The sequence below is a fragment of the Paenibacillus sp. FSL R5-0490 genome, assembly GCF_001956215.1.
Lineage (GTDB): Bacteria > Bacillota > Bacilli > Bacillales > Cytobacillaceae > Cytobacillus.
Genome location: NZ_MRTQ01000004.1, coordinates 65,994 through 85,100, shown reverse-complemented (window position 1 = coordinate 85,100; position 19,107 = coordinate 65,994). Strand labels below are relative to the sequence as shown.

21 protein-coding genes are annotated in these 19,107 nt (G+C 44.3%); all 21 read right to left on the bottom strand.

Annotated elements, in window-relative coordinates:
* Positions 1 to 25: 25 nt before the first annotated feature.
* Positions 26 to 238, bottom strand: coding sequence for a F0F1 ATP synthase subunit C (gene atpE / locus BK139_RS04475; protein ID WP_009332220.1), 213 nt, complete (start codon positions 236 to 238; stop codon positions 26 to 28).
* 75 nt (positions 239 to 313) lie between these two features.
* Positions 314 to 1,027, bottom strand: a complete 714-nt coding sequence (atpB, locus tag BK139_RS04470) for a F0F1 ATP synthase subunit A (protein ID WP_076257117.1) — start codon at positions 1,025 to 1,027, stop codon at positions 314 to 316.
* Positions 1,028 to 1,048: 21 nt separating this feature from the next.
* Positions 1,049 to 1,423, bottom strand: coding sequence for an ATP synthase subunit I (locus tag BK139_RS04465; protein WP_076257115.1), 375 nt, complete (start codon positions 1,421 to 1,423; stop codon positions 1,049 to 1,051).
* A 5-nt stretch (positions 1,424 to 1,428) separates the two neighbouring features.
* The gene (locus BK139_RS04460) at positions 1,429 to 1,650 is read right to left on the bottom strand and encodes an AtpZ/AtpI family protein (RefSeq protein ID WP_076257114.1); all 222 of its coding nucleotides are present in this window, start codon (positions 1,648 to 1,650) and stop codon (positions 1,429 to 1,431) included.
* A 300-nt stretch (positions 1,651 to 1,950) separates the two neighbouring features.
* The gene (locus BK139_RS04455; protein WP_076257113.1) at positions 1,951 to 4,215 is read right to left on the bottom strand and encodes a S8 family serine peptidase; all 2,265 of its coding nucleotides are present in this window, start codon (positions 4,213 to 4,215) and stop codon (positions 1,951 to 1,953) included.
* Between the two features lie 73 nt (positions 4,216 to 4,288).
* A complete protein-coding gene (locus BK139_RS04450; protein ID WP_286147877.1) occupies positions 4,289 to 5,578 on the bottom strand; it encodes a serine hydrolase in 1,290 nt (429 codons plus the stop codon).
* Positions 5,579 to 5,744: 166 nt separating this feature from the next.
* A complete protein-coding gene (locus BK139_RS04445; RefSeq protein WP_076257111.1) occupies positions 5,745 to 5,984 on the bottom strand; it encodes a hypothetical protein in 240 nt (79 codons plus the stop codon).
* 88 nt (positions 5,985 to 6,072) lie between these two features.
* On the bottom strand, positions 6,073 to 6,669 hold the full coding sequence (locus BK139_RS04440; RefSeq protein ID WP_076257281.1) for a hypothetical protein: 597 nt from the start codon (positions 6,667 to 6,669) through the stop codon (positions 6,073 to 6,075).
* Between the two features lie 488 nt (positions 6,670 to 7,157).
* On the bottom strand, positions 7,158 to 8,309 hold the full coding sequence (gene wecB, locus BK139_RS04435) for a non-hydrolyzing UDP-N-acetylglucosamine 2-epimerase (RefSeq protein WP_076257109.1): 1,152 nt from the start codon (positions 8,307 to 8,309) through the stop codon (positions 7,158 to 7,160).
* 84 nt (positions 8,310 to 8,393) lie between these two features.
* Positions 8,394 to 9,023: a uracil phosphoribosyltransferase gene (gene upp, locus BK139_RS04430; RefSeq protein ID WP_076257107.1), complete on the bottom strand. Its 630-nt coding sequence runs from the start codon at positions 9,021 to 9,023 to the stop codon at positions 8,394 to 8,396.
* Positions 9,024 to 9,277: 254 nt separating this feature from the next.
* On the bottom strand, positions 9,278 to 10,519 hold the full coding sequence (locus tag BK139_RS04425) for a serine hydroxymethyltransferase (protein ID WP_076257105.1): 1,242 nt from the start codon (positions 10,517 to 10,519) through the stop codon (positions 9,278 to 9,280).
* A gap of 529 nt (positions 10,520 to 11,048) precedes the next feature.
* Positions 11,049 to 11,615, bottom strand: coding sequence for a TIGR01440 family protein (locus tag BK139_RS04420; protein ID WP_083675292.1), 567 nt, complete (start codon positions 11,613 to 11,615; stop codon positions 11,049 to 11,051).
* Between the two features lie 21 nt (positions 11,616 to 11,636).
* Entirely contained in the window at positions 11,637 to 12,077 is a 441-nt protein-coding gene (gene rpiB / locus BK139_RS04415; RefSeq protein WP_048010927.1) for a ribose 5-phosphate isomerase B, read from the bottom strand.
* Between the two features lie 103 nt (positions 12,078 to 12,180).
* Complete coding sequence (locus BK139_RS04410; protein WP_076257101.1) at positions 12,181 to 13,476, bottom strand: methyl-accepting chemotaxis protein; 1,296 nt, start codon at positions 13,474 to 13,476, stop codon at positions 12,181 to 12,183.
* A 16-nt stretch (positions 13,477 to 13,492) separates the two neighbouring features.
* Positions 13,493 to 13,933 carry a low molecular weight protein arginine phosphatase gene (locus tag BK139_RS04405; protein WP_076257099.1) on the bottom strand — a complete coding sequence of 147 codons (441 nt, stop codon included), beginning with the start codon at positions 13,931 to 13,933 and terminating at the stop codon, positions 13,493 to 13,495.
* 217 nt (positions 13,934 to 14,150) lie between these two features.
* Positions 14,151 to 14,702 (bottom strand): manganese efflux pump MntP, encoded by a 552-nt coding sequence (locus BK139_RS04400; protein WP_076257097.1) that lies wholly within the window; start codon positions 14,700 to 14,702, stop codon positions 14,151 to 14,153.
* A gap of 111 nt (positions 14,703 to 14,813) precedes the next feature.
* The gene (locus BK139_RS04395) at positions 14,814 to 15,857 is read right to left on the bottom strand and encodes an L-threonylcarbamoyladenylate synthase (RefSeq protein WP_076257095.1); all 1,044 of its coding nucleotides are present in this window, start codon (positions 15,855 to 15,857) and stop codon (positions 14,814 to 14,816) included.
* A 176-nt stretch (positions 15,858 to 16,033) separates the two neighbouring features.
* On the bottom strand, positions 16,034 to 16,480 hold the full coding sequence (locus BK139_RS04390) for a GNAT family N-acetyltransferase (protein ID WP_076257093.1): 447 nt from the start codon (positions 16,478 to 16,480) through the stop codon (positions 16,034 to 16,036).
* A gap of 224 nt (positions 16,481 to 16,704) precedes the next feature.
* Positions 16,705 to 17,085 (bottom strand): KGG domain-containing protein, encoded by a 381-nt coding sequence (locus tag BK139_RS04385; RefSeq protein ID WP_076257091.1) that lies wholly within the window; start codon positions 17,083 to 17,085, stop codon positions 16,705 to 16,707.
* A gap of 376 nt (positions 17,086 to 17,461) precedes the next feature.
* Positions 17,462 to 18,136, bottom strand: a complete 675-nt coding sequence (spoIIR, locus tag BK139_RS04375; RefSeq protein WP_286147941.1) for a stage II sporulation protein R — start codon at positions 18,134 to 18,136, stop codon at positions 17,462 to 17,464.
* Between the two features lie 116 nt (positions 18,137 to 18,252).
* Complete coding sequence (prmC, locus tag BK139_RS04370) at positions 18,253 to 19,107, bottom strand: peptide chain release factor N(5)-glutamine methyltransferase (protein WP_076257085.1); 855 nt, start codon at positions 19,105 to 19,107, stop codon at positions 18,253 to 18,255.

Here is a 19,107-nt window from a genome sequence, read left to right as displayed (position 1 = left end):
TTTTGAACGATTGGTACAGTATTAATTAACCGCCGATAACCATGAACGCGATAACAACGCCAATGATCGGAACGGCCTCAACTAGTGCAACCCCGATGAACATTGTAGTTTGAAGCATACCGCGAGCTTCTGGCTGGCGAGCCATACCTTCTACTGTTTTTGAAACGATAAGACCGTTACCGATACCGGCACCTAGTGCTGCTAAACCGATTGCAATTGCTGCTGCTAAAAGACCCATTATTGAGTTCCTCCTTAAATTGTATGAAAATTTATTTGTTTAAAATGTTTTGTCCATAAAATGAACAGGTATATATTAATGGTCCTGGCTCACTTTGTGTGCCATATAAACCATTGTTAACATACAGAAAATGAATGCCTGGATAGATCCGACAAAGATTGAGAATCCCTGCCATACAAGTGTTGGTATAACTGCGGCAAGCATTCCGCCTACACCGGCACTTGCGAGTCCTCCGACAAGCAACGTCAGCAGGATTTCACCTGCGTAGATGTTACCGTAAAGACGAAGTCCTAATGTCAGAGTATTTGCAAACTCTTCAATGATTTTCAATGGGAACAAGAAAGGCATTGGCCTGATAAAATCCCGGCCGTATTCTCCTACTCCTTTAAGCTTTACGCCATAGTAATGCGAAAGCCCGACTACCATTGCCGCTAATGTTAAGGTGATAACAGGATCGGCTGTTGGCGATTTCCACCATAAAGTGTGATCATAAGTGATCGCGAACGGAAGTCCGAGCATGTTTGAAACAAAAATATACATGATCAGGGTTAATCCAAGGATATGGAATCTTCCGCCTGTCTTCCAGTCCATCGTACTGTTAATGATATTCTTAACAAAATCCATTACCCATTCGAAGAAGTTTTGCATCCCCGTTGGTTTCATGGCCAATCGACGGGTTGAAAGCAAAGCAATAATGAATACAATAGCACTTGCCACTGTGATCATCAGTACGTTTGATAAGTTAAAATTCAATCCTAAAAAGTCCACTATAGGAGCTTCATGATGCAATAGTGTTCACCTCTCTTCCCGCTATTTACGTAATTGAAAAGATTGAAGAAAATAATCTATCATAATGACAATATAGGATGTCATTAATCCAAATACCACACTGATCAGATGCAGCTTCTCAGGGTATTCCAGAGCGATCATCACAGCAAATACTGCTGTAGCCATTCTGGATACCGTTCCAAGTGAACGCACCTTCTCGCCTCTCTCGACCGCCTCTCCAAACTGCAGCGCCTTTCGGGAAATCAGCCACAAATTGAACAGACTTAAGCTTGTACCAAAGATCAAGCCAAGAAAAATAGATTGATAAGGTGTAAAACCCCAGCCGAGAACGTATACAGACAACAAAAGGAATATGTATTTCCGCTGTCTTTGAAAAGTTGCTTTGATTTCCGGCATGTTGTTCATTCCCCTGTGAAAAAATGTTGGATTAGGCGAAGCATGGCGTAAATCCCGGCGCCCAGTCCAATGAACAAGCCGATTAAAAGGAATAAAGGCTCAGTTCCTGCCTTGCTGTCAAGCCATCTTCCGGCGAAAATGCCAATGAGCGTGGAACCTACTAACTGGGAAAGAATGGCGGACATTAAGGCCACCGCCTTAAATGGGTTGCGGTCTTTTTGACGCATAAAAACGCATCCTCCCTTAAAGAGAATGGTAAGAGGGTTTTGAGGCCATAAATAATCATATAAACATCATGCAGAAGTGGGAAATATGTCTGCAAAAATATTTTGAAAACCCTATCATCTTTTACCCTTTGTAAGCATACAATAGGGCTTTGTCAATGTCAATGCGTTTGGAGTGAAAAAGTTCACAAACAAAAAGGCAAAAATATGGTATGTTCACATATTTATCACATTTGATTTTCGGATTTTCTATTGAAAAAGGAGCGAGATTCTGCATCGCTCCTGAAAACGCTTTATTTTCATTTACTTCGCACTCTCTTCTGATTCTGCTGAAGGCTCCGGTTCACCCAGCTGGCCATCCGGCCTCACAAATAGATAGGTTTCGATCCAGTCTTCCCTGCCGGCCTTTTTGGCAAACACTTTCGCCAGGTATAGCCCCGGACCGGGGAGTTTGTCAGCAGGGATTTCCTGCAGCAGCTGCCCCTTGCCGGCATTTCTTTTCCAATCCAGAAATCCCATGAAACGGAGACTTTCCGAATCAAACATTGCAATTCCGAATTCCTCTGCCCCGCCCGGCAGATACACTTCATATCGATACGTGCCTGGCTTATCTCCTTTGCCGATTCCAAATCCCATCACCCTTGGGTAATCCGGCTCTTCCAGCACATACAGGTATGGAATATGGATACTCTCTGCACCTGCTTTCAATAAAAGGTACCCGTCATGGATCTTTTTCTGTAAAAGGGTCGGATCAGCAGACATTTTAATTTCAGCCTTTTTCTTTTCGCCCGGGTTCAATTGAAACGTCATAGGCATTTCCCAATTGATGCCCTGCTCCTTATGTGGTACGGAAAAGGAATAAGACTGCGTGTTTTCACTTATATTTTCAACCGTTATAAAACTGCTGTGGTCATGAAGCCTGTCTGCGATCTGAAATTTCCCGAATTGCATGGACGCCGGGAAGACAAGCGTTTCTGCTTTCAGCGCCTGATCAAGCTGTATCCTGCCGGCCCCCTGCTCATACGTTCTATATGTTTGTCCATCCGCATTCCTAATAAGTTTAGCGGTATTCATGAGTGCCGCCTTGATTTGTTCCGGCCCCCATTCGGGATGAGCCTGTTTGAGGATCGCACAGGCACCTGCTACATGCGGAGCGGCCATGCTTGTTCCCTGGAGCGGCAGGTAGCCGCCGGGAATGGTGCTATTTATGGCAACTCCCGGTGCCACAACATCCGGTTTAATTTCCCATGTGGATGTAACAGGTCCGCGGGAGCTGAAGTCAGCCAGTATGTCCCTTTCTTCTATTATATTAGTCCGGGCAAGTAGCCTTCCTTCCTTCATGAGCTTCTTGAGCTCCTCTCCTTCTTCCTTTGAAAGCGCCGCTGCCGGAATGGGAACCTGGCTGTCCAGATTGCCGAAGAACCTGCCTTTTGTATTGTTATAGATAATGATTCCTTCTGCTCCTGCTTCCATCGCATGGACAGCTTTATCTGTAAACGTCAATTCCCCTCTTTCTATTAGTACTATTTTTCCTTCCGCATTCTTTAATTCATCCGGATGTCCAAGTCCCCCATCGATCATTTCATAGGAGCGGTCAAATTCCCATTCCTTTGAACCCTGGAGCAAATCAAGGCGGATTTCGCGTCCGTTTATGCTCAAAAATGGCACCTTTATTGTTGGTGTAGAGGCTCCGACAGAAATAGCCTTCGACGCTGTTCCTGGAGATCCGACTGTCCAGATATTTGGTCCCGAATTGCCTGATGAAGTGACAGCCGTTATTCCTTTTTCAACCGCTTTATTCAGAGCCATGCTTATTGGAAGGTCTGGCCCGTTTACGTTATTTCCCAATGAAAGGTTTAACACATCCACTTTATCCTTTATGGCCTGTTCGATGGCCGCTATCACCTGTTCTGTTGTTCCGCTTCCGCCTGGTCCGAGAGCCCTGTAAGCGATGATAGTTGATTCCGGTGCAACCCCCTGGATCCTGCCATTTGCCGCAATGATGCCCGCGACGTGAGTGCCGTGCAGTGTGCCTTGTCCCCCGGCAGCCTTTGTTTCCATCGGATCTCTATCATTATCCACCAAATCGCGACCGCCGCCATAGCTTCTTCGCAAGTCAGGATGATTATAATCGATGCCGGTATCGATTACGCCTACTTTCACACCCTTGCCCGTAAGGCGCTGGTTATTTTCATCATAATAGCCTCTGGCATTGAGGCCGCCAATCAGCTTGATATTGTCATCAGAATGAACATGATAGGTATTAACCGGTGAAACAGCAGAGACTGACTCCAGCTTTTGCAGGCTTTGCAATGCAGATGGCTTTCCTTTTACTGAAAAGCCGTTTAATGCCTGATTGAATGTATGCCTGATTCGCAGATCAGGATTTTGCTCTATCATTTTTTTTATTTCCTGTTCCTTCTTTGCATCACTTAATACAATGATTGCCACTTTTTCAATATCAGGTGACTCTTCCGGTATAGGAGGGTGTGAAAGTGTTCGTGCAGAAACGGGAGTTTGACTCCAAAACAAGGATAAGACTGTTATGGACAGTAAGAGTTTTTTCATTAGAAAACCCACCCTCTTTTTGTTTTAGGGTGGGCTGAATAGAAGCCTTGTATGCATCAATATAAAATTACGGCTAGTTCAAGGATTCATAAACAATATTAGCTACTGCTTTAGAAAGAGCGCCTGTGCTGCGGTATGATCCGCTTGGTAAAGGGCCATTGTTTTGTTTGTTCGTCAGCAGGATAATCTGAAGATTTTCCTTTGGATCAATAATAACCTGCGTTCCAGTAAAACCAGTATGGCCAAAGGCTTTGTCAGAATAGTGTTCTCCCATATACCAGCTTTTATCCAGCTCCCAGCCATAACCCTGGCCAAAGCGCTGAGAAGAGGTAAAGGTATCAATCACTTCTTGATCATACATTTTCATTTTCCCATATATTCCGCCATTTAACATGGTCTGGCCCAATACAGCAAGGTCCCTTGCTGTCGAAAATAAACCGGCATGGCCTGCAACCCCTTTATTGCCATAGAAACTATTCCCATCATTAACTTCTCCAACTAAGGTGTAATTTCTCCAGTATTTGAACATGTCCGGGCTTTCTTCAACGTAGTACCCGAAATTAGGGTCATCAATCATTTTATACTCATAAGGATTTCCCCATGAGGTAGCCGCAATTTTTTTCTTGAAATGATCCGGTGGGGTAAACATCGTATCATTCATTTTTAAGGGCTTATAAATATTTTTTTCTAAGTAAATATCCAATTTTTGTCCGCTGATCTCTTCAATTAAAAAACCCAGCATCATAAAGCTAAAATCGCTATATCTTCTGTCCGTGCCAGTCGGATATTCAAGTGGCAGCTTGTTTATATAATTCAAAACCTCTTCCGAATTATCAGCGTAAAGGTATGTCGGTTTCCAGGGAGTTAAACCAGAAGTGTGTGTCAGCAGGTCAGCTACTGTAATATCCTGTTTTCCATGCTGGGCAAACTCAGGAATAAAATCAGATACCCTGTCATTGACCGAGAGTTTCCCGTCACCAACAAGTTTCATAATGCCCTGAGTGGTTCCCATTACCTTCGTAACGGAAGCAAGATCAAACAATGTTTTCTTTTTCATTTTTCTGGGGTTCTCGAGCAATTCCCCCATATCATACTTTTGTGCATATCCGTACGCTTCTTCTTTGACAATCTTTCCATCCTTGGCTACAAGAACTACTGCACCCGGTGTAACACCATCCGCAATAGCCTCCGTAATGACTTTATCAATACCTTTCAATTTCTCCGGATCAAAGCCTGCCTTTTTCGGATGGGCTTGACTTAATTTCTCCCCGGACCGTTCTTTCGCATTCACCATATTTCCTGAAAAAGCTGCAGAACTTAAAACTAATGTGAATACGATTAACAATAACCTTAATCTTTTCAAATCTTCATCTCCTTTTCAAAAACCGACCAATATACAATATTCTGTATAATTAATTCTATCTATCTTCCAATTGATTATCAATATAGTTTTAGTATTTTCAGAAAATGGTACTTTTAGATTATTTAAAAAAACCATCAAATGAATGATGGCTTTCTCCCTTTATGTATTAAAACAGTTGATTCGGTTCCAGTTTTCCTTTTTGAATTAAATGGTCCCGCTTTTTATCTCTCCACATATCCGCTATGGTCGCGGCTATCAGTAATACTGTAAGCAGGATTCCTTTTCCTTCTGCCAGCTTAAATACCAGGGCGATAAAACCTTCAGACATGAAGGTTCCCATTAATGAACCCACAAGCATGATGATCCAGACAATCAATGCTCCTTCTAAAACGGCTAATGCTCTCATTTATTCGACCTCCCGGGTATATAAAATCATTATGCCAATACCCCGCAGACAGCAGTCTAAACGTTGATCTTGCAATTCGGGCATTCCTTTACTTTCCAAATATCTTCTGCCAGATGCTTTTGCTTTTTTCAGCCTCTAATGCACCGGCTACTTCTTCTACAGACTTTTGTGTCGCCATCAGTTTTTCATAGAGGGAAGTAACTTTTTCGCTCTCTTTTTCATAGCCTTGTGCATGGGCATTTCTTAAATCTTCAATTGTGAGTTTTAGCTCGTGCACCTCATGTATCAGCTGTTTGTTTTGTTCCCTGATTTTATTCTGGGTAAGACGGGATTGCTCGTTTTGCTGCACGAGGAAGCTGACAAGCTTTTTCATATCTGTCAGTTCGGAATTCACATTTACAAGCGAGGTGGAGCTGCTTTCTTCCTCATCCTCCACTGTAATGATGACCGGAATTCCTGCATCCTCAAGCTTTGCTGTAACTTCCTCTTTTTTCAGCCCATCTGAATATAATTTCCGGATAAATTTAAGCTTTTCAATTTCGGAAGCCTGGATTTTATAGCGATTATGTTCCTTCCGATAATTTATGTATTCTGCATGCTCCTGCAAATAACGCTTTAAGCTATTCTCAGGTATTTCCGGAAGTGCCTCTTTAAGCTCTTTCATTGTCAAATACTGATTCGCCAACGTCCTCAGCACCTTTCTTGGTATCTTGCCGATCCCCCAGCTTCCGCCGGGCATTACCCATGACTAACCACCTAACCGCCAACAAAACCACCATGGTCATTTTTGCGGTAAATGCTTCATCACTGATGTCATTTCTGCCGCCCTTTCTTCAACCATGAGTACGTCACTTGATCACTCTACACTCTTTGGAAACATTGATATATCAACATTTTGCAAATAACCATCCACCCATCAACCTGTTAACCGCTTACTGTTTCTGTTCAAATCTATCTTCCATTTCATCTATACTCTATCATAACTTTTCCAGCGTGGCGGGGAAAGAGACTTTTAACATAAAAATAAAATAGATTTCTCTATTCAATTTCAACCATCCAACCACCAACATATCAACCATGTTGTTTTTCAGGGAATGAGGCCCGCTTCTCCCCTCCCCTTTTTTGAAAATAGAACAGAAAAATGCACCTCGACTTAAGAGAGGTGCATTTCTATTAGTTTTGCGGTTTATATTCTTCCGGCCGTTCATTCGTCTGTTTAAAATGGTAACGGATCGCATCGCAAATTCTCCTGGAAGCATTTCCGTCTCCATACGGATTTACAGCTTTAGCCATTTTTTCATAAGCCGCCCCATCAGTCAGAAGCTCCGTTGCCAGTTCGTAAATTGGCTGTTCCTCGATGCCGGCAAGCTTAAGGGTTCCTGCTTCAATTCCTTCAGGCCTTTCCGTTGTATCACGCAGAACAAGTACAGGTACACCAAGTGATGGTGCTTCTTCCTGAACTCCGCCTGAATCGGTCAGAATCAGATGAGCTCGTGAAGCAAAATTATGGAAATCAATAACGTCTAGCGGCTCAATTAAGTGTATGCGGCTATCGCTGCCAAGGATTTCTGATGCAATCTCCCGTACAGCAGGGTTCATGTGAACGGGATAGACGACTTGTATATCTTTCTGTTCTTCCACCAGCCTTTTAATAGCCTTGAACATGTTGCGCATCGGCTCTCCCAGGTTTTCACGGCGGTGTGCAGTCAGCAGCACAAGGCGGTCATCGCCAATTTTCTCAAGGACTTCATGATGATACGAATCTTTAACCGTTGTTTTAAGCGCATCGATTGCCGTGTTTCCAGTGATGAAAATACTGTCACTCTTTTTATTCTCATTTAAGAGGTTTTCCGCTGACTTGGATGTTGGCGAGAAGTGCAGATCAGCCATGACACCTGTTAGCTGGCGGTTCATTTCCTCAGGGAATGGAGAATATTTATTCCATGTGCGCAGTCCCGCTTCAACATGGCCTACGACAATCTGGTTATAGAAAGCGGCAAGGCTTGCAATAAACGTTGTAGTGGTATCACCGTGAACAAGCACGATATCCGGCTTTACTTCCTTCATGATCTTATCAAGGCCTTCAAGTCCGCGTGTAGTCACATCCACCAGTGTCTGGCGGTCTTTCATGATATTCAGGTCATAATCTGGTGTGATCTTAAAAATATTTAATACCTGATCAAGCATTTCGCGATGCTGTGCCGTCACGGTCACAATCGATTCAAAATGCTCAGGATGTTTTTGAAGTTCAAGAACAAGAGGGGCCATTTTAATGGCTTCCGGCCTTGTCCCGAAAATCGTCATTACTCTTATTGAGGAAAACATTTAAAGCACCTTCCCCTTACATAAAAGATAAATACCTCTTATCTTTCTATGATTAAAAAAGGGATAAGGTGCTTCAAAAAGGAATTATTTTGTTCCAAATAAACGGTCGCCTGCATCGCCCAAACCAGGGACGATATAGCCTTTTTCGTTCAATTTTTCGTCTAATGCTGCAATGTAGATGTCAACGTCAGGATGAGCTTCTTTCACAGCTTCAACCCCTTCAGGAGCGGCAATCAGGCACATGAATTTAATGTTTTTGCCTCCGCGCTTTTTGAGAGAGTGGATGGCTTCAATCGCAGAGCCGCCAGTTGCAAGCATAGGGTCAACTACGATGAAATCTCTTTCTTCCACATCACTTGGAAGCTTCACATAGTATTCAACAGGCTGCAGGGTTTCCGGGTCACGGTATAAACCGATATGGCCCACTTTTGCAGCTGGAATCAGCTTCAGGATACCGTCAACCATTCCAATTCCTGCACGCAGAATTGGGATGATTCCCAGCTTCTTACCTGCAAGAACATTGGACTTCATCGTGCTGACTGGTGTATCAATTGTGATTTCTTCTAAAGGCATGTCACGGGTAATCTCGAATGCCATCAGAGTTGCCACTTCATCGACAAGCTCGCGGAATTCCTTTGTTCCCGTACTCTTTTCACGAATGTATGTAAGCTTATGCTGAATTAATGGATGATCAAAAACGTAAACCTTTGCCATGAGTATCTCTCCTTTTCATTATGCAGATTAGTCGAACCACACTTCGTCTAATTTTACAGAAAAACAATTCCATCGGCAACTATGATTCGTATTTGTAAAAGAAAAGTCATTATTACAAGAAAAGCGGAAGTAAACCTTTTATTGGCGACTTTGAAGGATTAGCTTAGAACAGGGAGCCAGACAGTTTCACTAAGTCCAAAATTTTCTTATGTTACCACATAAAAGCCGGCCTCAAGCTGAGACCGGCTGATTGATTAATATTCTGGATATAAAGTGAAGGTTCCTGTTAGGGCTTCTACGCGCTGAGCCGCTTCTTTAAGCTTCCCTTCATCTTCGTGATTTTTAAGTGTGAAGGCGATGATGGATGCAATTTCCTGCATTTCTTTTTCACCAAATCCGCGGGATGTAACGGCCGCTGTACCGATACGGATGCCGCTTGTGACAAATGGGCTTTCCGGATCGAAAGGAATCGTGTTTTTGTTGACTGTAATGCCGACCTCATCAAGTACTTTCTCAGCTACTTTCCCGGTTAGGCCAAGGGAGCGGAGATCAACCAGCAACAAATGGTTGTCTGTACCCTGTGATACAAGATCAATTCCTTCAGTCTTTAGTGCTTCAGCCAGCTTTTTGGCATTCGAAATGATATTGCCTGCATAGGTTTTGAAATCATCCTGAAGCGCTTCGCCGAAAGCAACCGCTTTTGCCGCAATGACGTGCATTAAAGGACCGCCCTGGATTCCAGGGAAAATGGATTTATCAATTTTCTTCGCATATTCTTCTTTGCAGAGAATCATGCCGCCGCGCGGTCCGCGTAATGTCTTGTGAGTAGTAGTTGTTACAAAGTCCGCGAACGGTACCGGATTCTGATGAAGCCCAGCAGCTACAAGGCCTGCAATGTGAGCCATATCAACCATCAGCATGGCACCGACTTCATCGGCAATTTCACGGAAACGCTTGAAGTCAATTTCACGCGGATAGGCACTTGCACCCGCTACAATTAATTTAGGCTTAGACGTGCGGGCTTTTTCAAGGACATCTTCGTAATCAATGCGGTGTGTTTCTTTATCCACGCCATATTCAACGAAATTGTACTGCACGCCGCTGAAGTTAACAGGGCTGCCGTGCGTTAAATGTCCGCCATGTGAGAGATTCATACCGAGAACAGTATCTCCCTGCTCTAAGACAGTGAAGTATACGGCCATGTTTGCCTGTGCACCTGAATGCGGCTGTACATTCACATGCTCTGCACCGAAAATTTCTTTCGCACGGTCACGGGCTAAATCTTCGACTACATCCACATGCTCACATCCGCCATAATAGCGGCGGCCCGGATAGCCTTCAGCATACTTGTTTGTTAAAACAGAACCCTGTGCTTCCATTACCGCTTCACTGACAAAGTTTTCAGAAGCGATTAATTCAATCTTTGATCTCTGGCGTCCTAATTCTTCCTGAATCGACTTGAAAACCTGCTCATCCTGCTGTGCTAAATGCTTCATAAGAATCCTCCCTTTTCTCCAACACACTTTTAATGAAGGCAAGCCTCTGAGGGCTTTCCAATTCTATGTATCGATCTTTTTGTGAAAATTCTTTTTTATTTTAGCATGTTTTCTGAAAAAGTGACAGGCACCTATACCAGTTTGGGAGATTGGTATGGGTACCTGTCACCATTCTTTTGGCGTGGCGGGTTCGGACTCTGAATCTATGACTTATGCTTTTTCTGTCCGAAGTTGCGCTGACTTCGGACTCTGAATCCCCGATTTCTACTTTTTGTGTCCGAAGGTGACCTAACTTCGGACTCTGAATCCTCTATTTCTACTTTTTGTGTCCGAAGGTGACCTGACTTCTGACTTTGAATCCCTGATTTCTGCTTTCTATGTCCGAAGTTAACCTGACTTCGGACTCTGAATCCATGATTTATGGTTTTTCAGTCCGAACTGACCTCCAGCGGTCAAAACTCATCAAGAATCCAACAGGGAGTATAAAGCCCCAATCACCAGGCGATCGGGGCATCAAATTAATATTTATCTACCTGCAGGATTCATTCTCAGCGTTCCGTTCATAGATCGCCCGGACACCGCCGATGAGTTTCGGCCTGGTTTTAGCCAGGGTGACGTGGGCCTCGCCGACTGATTTTTGGGATGTCCTGATTGGAACTGCGACATGCTTCAGGTGCATGCCGATCAGTGTGTCGCCGATATCAATGCCGGCATCTGCCTTGATAAACTCCACCATGACGGGATCTTTGAAGTGTTCATAGGCATATGTCGCCATCGCACCGCCGGCCTTGCGGTGAGGGATGACGGCCACTTCATCCAGATTTCTTGCCTCGGCAACAGCCCGCTCCACGACTAATGCCCTGTTCAAATGCTCGCAGCATTGAAAAGCCAGAGCAGCTCCGGTGTCCTGGCTGAGCTTGTCCAGACGCTCAAATATCATTTCAGCCACTTGTTCCGTTCCGGCTGTGCCTATTCGTTTCCCGGCGACTTCACTTGTGCTGCAGCCCACGGCAAGAATATGCTTTTCATTAAAAGGTACTTGTTCGCTGAATTCACGAATGATGGTATCCCATTCTTTTTTCCATTGATTGATCAAAAAGCTCACCCTTTCGAAAGTTTACTTCGTTTCGTAAGCAGTAATCTTTCCGACACGGTTTTCATGGCGGCCGCCTTCAAAATCTGTTGAAAGCCAAACTTTTGCAATTTCACGGGCCAGGCCAGGGCCAATTACCCGTTCACCCATCGCAAGGATATTGCTGTCATTATGTTCACGGGTTGCTTTGGCACTGAATACATCATGCACCAGTGCACAGCGGATTCCCTTTACTTTGTTGGCAGAGATGCTCATGCCGATTCCGGTTCCACAGATCAGAATGCCCTTATCGAATTCGCCGCCTGCAACCTTTTCGGCAACTGGCAATGCATAATCCGGATAATCTACTGAAGTTTCACACTCACAGCCGAAATCTTCATATTCAATGCCCATTTCATCCATTAAGCTTTTTATTTCTTCGCGGAGATTAAGTCCGCCATGATCTGATGCGATTGCAATTTTCATAATGAAACCCTCCAGTTTGAAGCCGCTTTATTTTGACATTATGCTCTTATTTTGACACAAAACCTTGAAAATATAAAGAAAGGGAGCCGCAATTTGGGCTCCCTTATAATTTAAATTTCGTAATGGTGCTATTTAATTTTTCTGCCTGCTCTTTTAGCTCAATAGCGAGCTTTTCCACATTGCCGATAACAGCGGTCTGGTGCTGAGTGGCAGCCGAAACCTCCTGTGCACCCGCTGATGTTTCTTCCGCAATGGCCGCTACTTCCTGAGATTGGGTGGATGTATGCTGGATGCCTTCCATCTGGGAATCCACCAGTCCTGAAATGGCAGACACTGAAGCAGCCATTTCATTGACCACTTTCGCCATTTCCTCTATCACTTCATTTGTTTTCGTGCCTTTTTTCACTTCATTATTAGCAGTCTCCACCTGATAAGAGATTTGCGTGACAACATTGCGGACCTCTTCCTGTATGTTCTGTATCAGCTCCGAGATGCCCTGGACTGCTTTAGCACTCTCATCTGCAAGCTTCCGCACTTCTTCAGCGACTACGGCAAATCCTTTGCCATGGTCCCCCGCACGGGCCGCTTCAATGGAAGCATTTAAAGCAAGAAGATTCGTCTGGGCTGCAATGTCACCGACAAGCTGTATAATCTGCTCTACCTTTACGGCATTCTGCTCAAGACGCTTGACTGTCTGAAGTGATTCCTCATTATCCTGGGCCAGTTTTTCTATGCCGGAAATAAGTGAATGGATTACCTTCTTTGATTCCATCAGGTCCTGAACCATTTCACCGGAAACATGCTGTGATGCTTTTGCTGTATCCTGGACTTCCTGGGCAATGCGCAGAACATCTTCCATGGATTCAGCTGTTGACTGAATGGAAACGGCAGAACTATCTGCTCCCTGGGAAATCTCGCTGATGGTCCTGGCAATCGCATCAGCCTGTTCTGCAGCTGCTGAGGACTCGGAGGACATGGCAATGACTTTTTCATTCGTTTCCCGGAAGTTCTCGTCAATCTTATGAACCATATCCCTTAAATTGAAAAGCATATGGTTGAACGCAATCCCCAATGAACGGATCTCATCATCTGACTTGGAAAGCTCTGCATCCTGGCCGATATCGCCATTGGCAGCCATGAGGGCCGTTTTTTCCAGCTTCTGCAATGGTTTAGTGATAAAGCCTGCTGCAAAAAAGGCTAGTACACCTGACCAGAAAATCCCCATTCCTAAGGTTAGAATAGTAAAAACAGCCTCTCCAAATGGAAGCATCTCTTCAATGCTTGGAAATAAGAAGTAAAGAAATATTGCACTTGTTGTGTATGTAATGATGGCCAGCGATGTGATGAATAACACGAGCTTTTTTCTCAGGCCGAATTTATAGCCCTTTTTCTCCCCCATTATGTTGTCCCCCTGATTAATCTTGTCTCTTTACGCGATCCAGAATCTGCTCAATCGCTTCTGTCAGATCTTTAAATGTGCTTCTATATATCTCAACCGGCCCGCCATATGGATCGATAATATCTCCCGATGCTCCGGCAAACTCTTTTAATGTGAAGGTTTTGCCCTCTGCACCTGGAAACATGGACAAAACCGTATTTTTGTGGCCTGCTGTCATCGTTAAGATATAGGTTGCCCAGTCTATTAGCTCTTCACCCAAACTGGATGACTGATGCTGAAGCGGAATTCCGTTCTCCTCCAGTACACTTTTCGTATTCTCGGACGCTTTACTGCCGTCTGCCGCATATACGCCAGCAGACTTCACTTCCAAATCGGGAATCGATCTGCTTTTTAAAATGGCTTCTGCCATCGGGCTTCTGCATGTATTTCCCGTACAAACAAATAATACATTTGCCATAGAAACTCTCCCTCCTTTTATATCGGTTTATTACTCTAAAACTTTATCCAAACTTTTCTTACATTATAAGACAATTTTCCTATAACACCTATAGCTCCCAAGCAAAAAAAAAGAAAAAGGGCAGCCTGCACCCTTTTCATTTTTCACAAAATATTAACATTTAAACAACGGCTGCATTTCCGCGACTTCTTATTCGACAAAATTCGAGCGGTACCTGTTACCCTATTAAAAGCTTTATCCCAAAAGCGAGGAGGATGGCGCCACCGAGAGCTTCGCTGTAGGAGCCGATCCAGCTTTGGACTTTTCTTCCGGTGAGGAGGCCGGCCCATGTGAGGATGGTCGCCCCGGCTCCGAAGAAGACGAGTACCAGTAAAGTTTTAGCTCCGTAGATTCCAAGGCTTAGGCCGACTGAAAAACTATCAAGGCTGACGCTCAGTGCAAAAATCAGCAGCCCTATGCCCACTGGCGTAATTAAGCTGTCTTCTTCATCCCTGAAGCTTGACCAAATCATCTGCACACCTAATAAAAGGAGCAGCCCCCCGCCAACATATCCGGCAATGGCTCCAAATGTATTTGAAAGGAATCTGCCTGCTATCATTCCCAATAAAGGCATCCATACATGGAAAAGTCCAATGGTGATGCCGATTTTAGCTATTTGTCTGAGGCGGAGTTTGTACATCCCCATGCCAAGACCTACTGAAAAGGCATCCATTCCCAATGCGAATGCCATTAAAGCCAGTGTTAGAATTTCCCCAATCATTGCAGACATTTTTCCGCCCCCTTGGACTTGCTAATTCAGCATATGCACGTCCAGGCGGATTTAGAATGCCCTTCCTCTTTACAAAACAAAAAACCGCTTCATGACGAAACGGTTTCTATATTATCTGCTAATGACCCTGTGTCCGGCTGCTTTCATCAGGCGGTTCATGATGGCATGCCCGACGCCTTCCCCCGGAAACATCTCACAGAAAATAATATCAGCATCAGTTGTATTAAAATATCTTAACGCTTCATAGAGAGAGCTTGCCACGGTCTCAAGCTTTTCCCGCTGCCCGCAGGCATACACATAGTCAGCATGATAGAATTCCCGGTTTTCCACTGTCGTCAGAACGCCAACCGAAAGACCTTCCTGCTTCTTATCCTCAACAAATTGCTGGATATCCTCTCTTGTTCCTTCTACTAAATAAAGAGGTGCATCCGGCGCATAGTGACGGTACTTCATGCCCGGAGATTTCGGCGCCTGGCTTTCATCCGTTAAGGCAGGGTCAACACTGACCTCTCCCACAACCTCTTCCAGCTGTTCTCTTGTAATGCCGCCCGGCCTTAAGATAACCGGCACTTCTCCCGTACAATCCACAACAGTTGATTCCACACCAACACCAGTCGGACCTCCGTCCACTAATCCGGCAATTCTTCCATTCAGGTCTTCCCAGACATGGTCAGCCGTTGTCGGACTTGGCCTTCCGGACCGGTTCGCACTTGGAGCCGCAATGGGCAGCCCAGTTTTCTTCAGCAAAGCCAGGGCAACAGGATGATCCGGCATTCTCACAGCCACTGTGGATAAACCTGCTGTGGCATATTCGGAAAGAACGCCCTCCTTATGAATAAAAATAAGCGTGAGCGGTCCCGGCCAAAAATGTTCTATCAGCGTCTGCGCCTTTTGCGGAATTTCTGTTATAAAAGCGTCCAGCTGAGCTTTATCAGCAATGTGGATAATCAGGGGATTATCACTCGGACGTCCTTTTGCCTCGAATATTTTTTTGACCGCTTGGTCATTTTTCGCATTCCCACCCAATCCATATACGGTTTCTGTTGGAAAAGCGACTACTTCATTATTTTTCAGCAAATCGGCAGCCTGTGTACACTGTGAATAACTATCTTCTTTATCCACACTGTTATCCACCGACCATCTTTTTGTAATCATTGTTATCCACCTTCATAAAAAATGTTTTTTTGCTGTCAAAATTCCTATGTTTTCGACATTTTTTTGAACATTCCTTTGGAAAGTATAGTAGAAGAAGCTGGATAACTCAAGTCTCATCCACAAATTGTGTATAAATAAGACGGATTTGTGTATAACTTTGGCAAGATACCCACAATTCACATCGATAATTTCAAAAAGAAAGAGTTATCCACAGTCAGGATGTGTTTAACATGCTCTGAATTGAATAATACTTCCGGCAAGTAAGCTGTTTCTTCTTCTTTGAAACCAAGCAGGCTGAAAAAGGGCAGTGAATTTCGTTTATTCGATGCGAGATACAAAGCCTCCATGCCCCGATCCCTGGCCAGCATTAATATTTGCTCAAACAAAATAAATAAATCTTTTTCAGTTGCTGTGGATGTCATCACAAGCGATCTCAAAAGACCGGCCTTTCCATGGGGTTCAATTCCCAGGGTAGCCTTAATATCCCCGGAATCATTCTCCATAATTAAAAAATATTCAATTGCTTCCTTTATCCCGTCCGTACTTAAGTTTGCCGATTCCAGAAATGATGCCAGATTCTCCACATCTGAAGCATGAGCACATCTCACTACACCTGTTTCCATTTCTTCACCCCATTTTCTTATTGTCACTCTATGAATATGAAAAAATAGAAAAAGTAGAACTAGATTTTCAGAGAAGAGGAAGTGTCTTGCCGACACCTCGAGGGGGCAGTCTGCTTGTGCTGGACAGTTAGCGGCATAAACTATGACTAAATAGAAAACACGGCAGCTGTCTGATGCGGCTGCCGTGTTATATTACTATCATATACATTTTTTCTGCGGCAGGTTTAGTCGTTCGAGTTGCCGCCTTTCCGGCCGATTTCTTCATAGAAATCGCGGTCATGATTTTCACTGGTTGCTTCTCCGCCTTTTTTGCCTATTTCCTGGTAGAATTCCTTGTCATGGTTTTCGGCTGTTGCTTCTCCGCCTTTTTGGCCAATCTCCTGATAGAAATCACTATCATGATTTTCTGCCGTCGCTTCGCCGCCTTTTTTGCCAATCTCCTGATAGAAGTCCTTGTCATGGTTCTCAGCTGTTGCTTCTCCGCCTTTGGAGCCGATTTCCTGATAGAAATCCTTATCATGGTTGCGGCTTGTTGCTTCTCCGCCCATGCGTCCCCGTTCCTCACGAGACATTTTATCATTGTTATTATTGTTGTTTTTAGCCATAATCTTTCATCTCCTTTTTTGTTTGTGTTTTGTTGCTACACTCCTTTAAATATCCGTTTTTAAGAGAATCAAACGCATGAAAGAAAGATGTTATATGCTTGTCTTAATTGTAATTTGATTTCCAACTTTTAAAATGATTCTAAAAAGGGGGTGGGGACGGGCTCGGGGTTCTGACTCTGCCTGCGCTTTTTCCTGCGTTTGTGTCTGAAGTTGACCCAGGTTCTGACTCTTCCTGCGCTTTTTTCTCACTTTTGTGTCTGAAGTTGACCCAAGTTCTGACTCTGAATCCCCTTTTCCCGCTCCCACTGTCCGAAGCCGACTCCAGGCACACCCATTAACTCACCGTAAAAAGAAAAACCCTGCTCTGCAGCAGGGTTTAACCAAAGATTTTTTCCCATATTTCTACTAAGAAGAATTTTACTTCTACCGGTTCTTCATCTTCCTCTGTATAAACCGGAGGAGTTTCTTTTTCGGAGTCTGTGTCAGCCGCGATTTCTTCTGCTTGTACTACTCCCTTCTTTTCTCCTTCTTCAAACCCTTCGCTTACAGCTACACCGTTTGAGAAGTCAAGGAAGCATAGAGGAGGGAATAGCACACACCACCAGTTGGCGCCTTTTCCTTCGCCAAGAGTGATGAGGATCGCTTCGTATTCGCCAGCAGGATATAAGAATTGTCCGTATAATTTCGTCGGGAAGCTGACTTTTCCAAAGTCGGCATTTACACTTTGGTTCGCCCCTTCTTCAGCAACTACTTGTTCGGCAATCTTCTGAATCTCAGGCAATCTGGACTGGATCAGTTCGCGGGCATCTTCGATAGAAGTCAGCTCTGCCACCCACTCTGTGATTTCTGCATTTACTGCGTCCCTTACTTTTCTTTTAACCGCCTGGTCCTCTTCATTATCACTATTGGCCAGAATGCGCAGCCTGATGGCCTCATTTGGTATGACCATCGGTTCATCAGCTGTCACTTCTGTCTGTGGTATATATAAACTCAAAATAGTTCCTAAGGATAAAATCAGTACATATAATTTCACAATCGTTTTTGTGTTCATCATTTCCGCCACCATCCCTTCACTATCCACAGTGTGGACAGGATGGCAGAATCTTAAACTATTAAAATTAATATTTTTCTAGTTTCTATTATTCGACAAAATTCGGGTGTTGCCTGTCACCCGATTTCCGCAAAAACCATCCGGTCTTTGCCGTTTATATCGTAGATGGTTTCGATATTGGCCTGTGGAAAAGTCTTTTGCAGGAGTGCAGAAACTGCTGCACTTTGGCCGGCTCCTACCTCGAAACCGATGAGGGAACGGTCTTTGATGACAGCTGGCAACTCTGCCATAAAGCGCTTGTATAGATCCAGTCCTTCTTCCCCTGCAAAAAGGGCACGATGCGGCTCGTGCTTGGTGACTACATCTGACATCCACTCGATATCCTTTTCCGGTATATACGGAGGGTTTGATAGAATGATATCAAATTTTTTTCCTTTTGAGATAAGAGGCTGGAGAAGGTCACCTTGGAAAAATTCGATTTCTGCGCCATTTTGTTCTGCATTTTTTTGAGCAAGCTCAAGGGTCGGCCCATAGATATCTGTGGCCGTGACATTTAATTCCGGTTTCTCGAGCTTCATCGTAACAGCAATCGCTCCGCTTCCTGTGCCAATGTCCGCCATTTCAAGCCCAGTTGCGGTACCAAACAGCTTATTTATCTTCTGCAGAGCGTTATAAACCAGTTCTTCTGTTTCCGGCCTTGGAATAAGCACATCTTCATTCACCTGGAAGGTGCGCCCGTAGAATTCCTCAGAGCCGATGATATACTGAACAGGATGGCCCGCTGCGTGTGCCTGCACTGCTCTCTGGAATTCAGCGATGACTTCCGGATGCAATTCTTCGCGCAGATTAGCCAGAAAGCTCGCCCTGCTCATCTTCATAAAATGCTGCAATAGCAGCTCACCGGCATTCTCATCCCGATTTGACTTCTTTAAAAAAGAAGAAGCCCAGTTGAGGGCTTCATATACTTTCAT

What these genes read in the sequence shown, in the direction of transcription:
- BK139_RS04395 (WP_076257095.1), bottom strand. Translation starts at nt 15,857, where the DNA reads ATGATTACAAAAAGATGGTCGGTGGATAACAGTGTGGATAAAGAAGAT.
- BK139_RS04385 (WP_076257091.1), bottom strand. Translation starts at nt 17,085, where the DNA reads ATGGCTAAAAACAACAATAATAACAATGATAAAATGTCTCGTGAGGAA.
- spoIIR (WP_286147941.1), bottom strand. Translation starts at nt 18,136, where the DNA reads ATGAACACAAAAACGATTGTGAAATTATATGTACTGATTTTATCCTTA.
- BK139_RS04445 (WP_076257111.1), bottom strand. Translation starts at nt 5,984, where the DNA reads ATGAGAGCATTAGCCGTTTTAGAAGGAGCATTGATTGTCTGGATCATC.
- BK139_RS04410 (WP_076257101.1), bottom strand. Translation starts at nt 13,476, where the DNA reads ATGGGGGAGAAAAAGGGCTATAAATTCGGCCTGAGAAAAAAGCTCGTG.
- BK139_RS04455 (WP_076257113.1), bottom strand. Translation starts at nt 4,215, where the DNA reads ATGAAAAAACTCTTACTGTCCATAACAGTCTTATCCTTGTTTTGGAGT.
- rpiB (WP_048010927.1), bottom strand. Translation starts at nt 12,077, where the DNA reads ATGAAAATTGCAATCGCATCAGATCATGGCGGACTTAATCTCCGCGAA.
- BK139_RS04400 (WP_076257097.1), bottom strand. Translation starts at nt 14,702, where the DNA reads ATGTCTGCAATGATTGGGGAAATTCTAACACTGGCTTTAATGGCATTC.
- BK139_RS04465 (WP_076257115.1), bottom strand. Translation starts at nt 1,423, where the DNA reads ATGCCGGAAATCAAAGCAACTTTTCAAAGACAGCGGAAATACATATTC.
- upp (WP_076257107.1), bottom strand. Translation starts at nt 9,023, where the DNA reads ATGGCAAAGGTTTACGTTTTTGATCATCCATTAATTCAGCATAAGCTT.
- wecB (WP_076257109.1), bottom strand. Translation starts at nt 8,309, where the DNA reads ATGTTTTCCTCAATAAGAGTAATGACGATTTTCGGGACAAGGCCGGAA.
- BK139_RS04460 (WP_076257114.1), bottom strand. Translation starts at nt 1,650, where the DNA reads ATGCGTCAAAAAGACCGCAACCCATTTAAGGCGGTGGCCTTAATGTCC.
- BK139_RS04390 (WP_076257093.1), bottom strand. Translation starts at nt 16,480, where the DNA reads ATGGAAACAGGTGTAGTGAGATGTGCTCATGCTTCAGATGTGGAGAAT.
- BK139_RS04425 (WP_076257105.1), bottom strand. Translation starts at nt 10,519, where the DNA reads ATGAAGCATTTAGCACAGCAGGATGAGCAGGTTTTCAAGTCGATTCAG.
- atpE (WP_009332220.1), bottom strand. Translation starts at nt 238, where the DNA reads ATGGGTCTTTTAGCAGCAGCAATTGCAATCGGTTTAGCAGCACTAGGT.
- prmC (WP_076257085.1), bottom strand. Translation starts at nt 19,107, where the DNA reads ATGAAAGTATATGAAGCCCTCAACTGGGCTTCTTCTTTTTTAAAGAAG.
- BK139_RS04405 (WP_076257099.1), bottom strand. Translation starts at nt 13,933, where the DNA reads ATGGCAAATGTATTATTTGTTTGTACGGGAAATACATGCAGAAGCCCG.